This window comes from Bacillus sp. JJ1503, from assembly GCF_036965125.1.
Classification (GTDB): Bacteria; Bacillota; Bacilli; order Bacillales; family Cytobacillaceae; genus Cytobacillus.
This window is the reverse complement of the sequence record NZ_JBALOZ010000159.1, coordinates 372-3770: the sequence shown is the minus strand read 5'-3', so window position 1 is coordinate 3770 and position 3399 is coordinate 372. Positions and strand designations below refer to the sequence as shown.

Here is a 3399-nt window from a genome sequence, read left to right as displayed (position 1 = left end):
GTTCCTGTAACGTATGGAAAGTTGGCCAATTTAATAATAGGCAGGAACTCCCTGTCTCTTCTATTACTCCAGTAAATTCAAGTCCCATGACAATAGGAGTCTTTATATTTTTCCAATGCCCTTTCCACGTATGCCAATCACTTCTGAATATGTCATTTGCTTTGATTTTTAAAATAACTCCATCATCAGTAAGGGTAGGTTCGGGTACCTCAATAAATTTTAAATCTTTATTGAATTCCTCTAAAACAATTACTTTCAAAATATTTCCCTTATTATTTAACTTACTATTTATATTTTTTTACCGAAATTTAAACCTGTGTTACTATTTCAGGTTCACTCAACAACCTGGGTATTCCACAAAACAGGGCCCGTACTGAAAAATGTTAATCCTGTAACTTTATCTGTGGCAGCAGAAGGCAGTGTATAATCTGCAATTTTAATAATCGGTAAATATTCCCAAGAATATCCCTGCAGTTCATTCCATAGTTTCGATGCTTCTTCTTGAGAGGAAGCTGATCTTATTTGCTGTAAAAGTTCTTCTGTTTTTTCATCTTCCGGCCCGTCAATATATCCAGGTATATAATGCAATTGTTCAATTGGTGTTGCTGATGTTGGAAATCCTGATACAAAGAGTTCCCATTTTGTTGGATCATTCCGCCTGGTTAAGGTAGTAGGCCAGTCATAAACTTCAACTTCTACATTTATTCCTGCTTTTTCTAACTGTTCCTTAATAACAACGCTTGAATTATACATATAAGAAAATTCTCGAGTCGTAAGAAGTCTTATTGTTTCACCATCGTACCCTGCTTCTGCTAATAGTTTTTTTGATTTTTCTGGATCGTTTTGATTGTAAAACTCACTTCCTGCATCACTGTACCAATTGTCTTGCTCTTTTACCATAATACTTGAATATATTCGATAATTATCAACAAGCGAGTTTTTTGCAATCGCTTCCATATTTAATGCAGCGTTAACAGCCTGCCTCATTTTCAAATTAGTCATCATGCCTTCATTTTTATTAAAAATAATATTTGTGTATCCAAAAACTGGAGCATAAACGTTGATATTTGGATTGCTCTCAAGCATTCCTACTGTATCTGGTTCATAAGCATATCCAACATCGTACTGTCCTGATTGAAGACCTGCTAGACGAGTAGATGGATCTATGACAATTTGGAAATACAGATTTTCAACTAAAGCTTCTCTTTTTCCCCCAAGTCCATCCGGAGCAGTTTCTACCAACTTGTAGTCTTCGAATTTAGCAAGATGTATATACTGATCCTGTTTCCAATCAATAAATTTAAAAGGTCCGGTTCCAATATATTCTTCAACACCCGATTCAGAAGCCGCTTCGATCACTTCTTTTGGCATAATGCCAGGAATTTGGATAGTTGGTGTTAGTGATGGTAGAATGAATAATGAAGGTTCCTTTACAGATAATTCAACAGTATTGGCATCTTTCGCCTTAAAAACTGCTCCTTCTAAAGGTGCAACCTTTGTTTTCTCTAACCATCTAACCATAGAAGCTACTACATCATCAGCTGTCATTTCTTTACCGTTATGAAACATTATTCCTTCCCTTAAGTGAAAGATATAGGTTTTGCCATCTTCACCAATTTCCCATGATTCAGCTAGCATTGGAACAACTTCAAATTTAGAGTTTAAGGTTACCAGAGTTTCAAAGATATGAATTGCAACATCTCTTGTTGTTGATGATGTGGTCATATGAGGATCAATTGTAGGAGGCTGAGCATTAATTGCATATTGTAAATTGTCTTTAATTTTTTCTTGTCGACCGTTTTCATTTGAAGATTTGGATTCATTATTTGCTTCGTTGCTGCACCCTAGCAATGTTAGTACCAAGAATGTTAACAGTGCACTAATAACTCTAGCTTTCAAATTCGTTCCCCCTTATTTTTTATAAGTTTAACCAATAGAAAAATAGGATCTAGTATTTAACTTTGTTCATTCATCCTACTTTCATAATTATAAGATGATTCTAATAATTTGAATATTAAGTATTTAATTAGATTGATTACGATTCTCTATCATTATAAATTTTATATTGCATATAGATGGAATTAAATCTTCAAATGTTTTATAATATCAGATAATTCAAATAATTACCGAATGCTATAATAATCCTAGATTAATTAGATACTTCTTAGTGACTCAAAATTGGAATAAATCTATTAGGGGGAGATTTTATGAATTTGCGCCAATTTGAATATATTGATCATATTGTACGGTATGGCACAATGAGGGAAGTTGCACGACAACTTTATATCACCGAACCCACAATAAGTCAGCAGCTTCGAAAATTTGAAGACGAGCTGGGTTTTCCAATATTTAAAAAGGATGGAAGGACTATCAAACTCACAAAGGAAGGAGAAAGCCTGCTTCCTTCCATTAAAGAAATTCTTATTTCGGTAAACAGTTTAGAAAATCAAATTAAAGAAATCTCAAATCCTCAAAATGGCCAAATTCATCTTGGCATTGGGCCTTTGACTGCGATTAAATATTTACCTAGATTATTTAAACTTTTTCACGAAATATACCCGAAGGTCAAACTGAATGTTATTCAAGGAGGGGTTGTTGAATTAAGTGAATTGTTAATAAATAATCAAGTAGATATTGTTGTTGCCCCAGTTAATGATGAAATTAGAAAATCATTGAAAAATAATGATATTGAATGCAAGGTTTTATTTAATGACGAATATATTGCTATAGTCTCAACCAACCACCCATTAGCACAAAAAGATAATATTTCACTTCATGACCTTTCATATGAAAAGCTAATCCTATATCGTGCTGGTATTATTAGAGAACATATTTTAGCTACCTTTGGACCAGATTTTAAGGAAAATATAATATTTTCGACTGAAAATAATGAATCTACCCGGGAGCTAGTGCGTCTAGGGATGGGAATATCAATTATTCCTAAATTTTACATAGAAACATGGTCCAGTAAAGATAAGGAGGGAATCTGTTTTCTGCCCTTCAAAGATTTAAGAATTAAACCCGATCCTTGTTGTTTTTACAATCAAAATCGATATACTCCAAACTATCTTAAGAAATTTATTGAAATTTTAATGAATTTTGATCATAACGATTAATATTAATTAGAAAAACCATCCAATTGGATGGTTTTATCATTTTGGAATAGGATCCCAAGCTGTTATTACTTTTTTACTTCTACCTGTATCGGGATCAAAAACTCTTCTTTCTATTTCTCCTATATTATCTCCATATACATGAATGCCTACACATGGCTCATCCGTTGCACAGCTAACCTTATGAACATCTTGGTCAGAGGTGCAACACACAACGACATTACCTTTTTTAAGAATTTGCTCATTGATTTGAACGGGTGCTGTTCCAGATGAAACATCATAATGA

Annotated in this window: 4 protein-coding genes; 1 reads left to right on the top strand and 3 read right to left on the bottom strand. The window is 33.4% G+C overall.

Annotated features, from left to right (window positions below):
* Both V7149_RS13150 and V7149_RS13145 read right to left on the bottom strand, forming a co-directional pair.
* Positions 1-259 (bottom strand): alcohol dehydrogenase catalytic domain-containing protein (locus V7149_RS13150; RefSeq protein WP_335346083.1); only part of this gene is annotated, 259 nt, incomplete at its 3' end.
* 74 nt (positions 260-333) lie between these two features.
* Positions 334-1899, bottom strand: a complete 1566-nt coding sequence (locus V7149_RS13145; protein WP_335346082.1) for an ABC transporter substrate-binding protein — start codon at positions 1897-1899, stop codon at positions 334-336.
* A gap of 308 nt (positions 1900-2207) precedes the next feature.
* Here V7149_RS13145 and V7149_RS13140 point away from each other — a divergent pair, with 308 nt between their 5' ends.
* Positions 2208-3116, top strand: coding sequence for a LysR family transcriptional regulator (locus V7149_RS13140; protein ID WP_335346081.1), 909 nt, complete (start codon positions 2208-2210; stop codon positions 3114-3116).
* 36 nt (positions 3117-3152) lie between these two features.
* Here the strand turns inward: V7149_RS13140 and V7149_RS13135 are convergent.
* On the bottom strand, positions 3153-3399 hold a 247-nt coding region (locus V7149_RS13135), incomplete at its 5' end, for a hypothetical protein (RefSeq protein ID WP_335346080.1).

Coding starts and splice junctions, on each gene's coding strand:
- V7149_RS13140 (WP_335346081.1), top strand. CDS start 2,208: ATGAATTTGCGCCAATTTGAATATATTGATCATATTGTACGGTATGGC.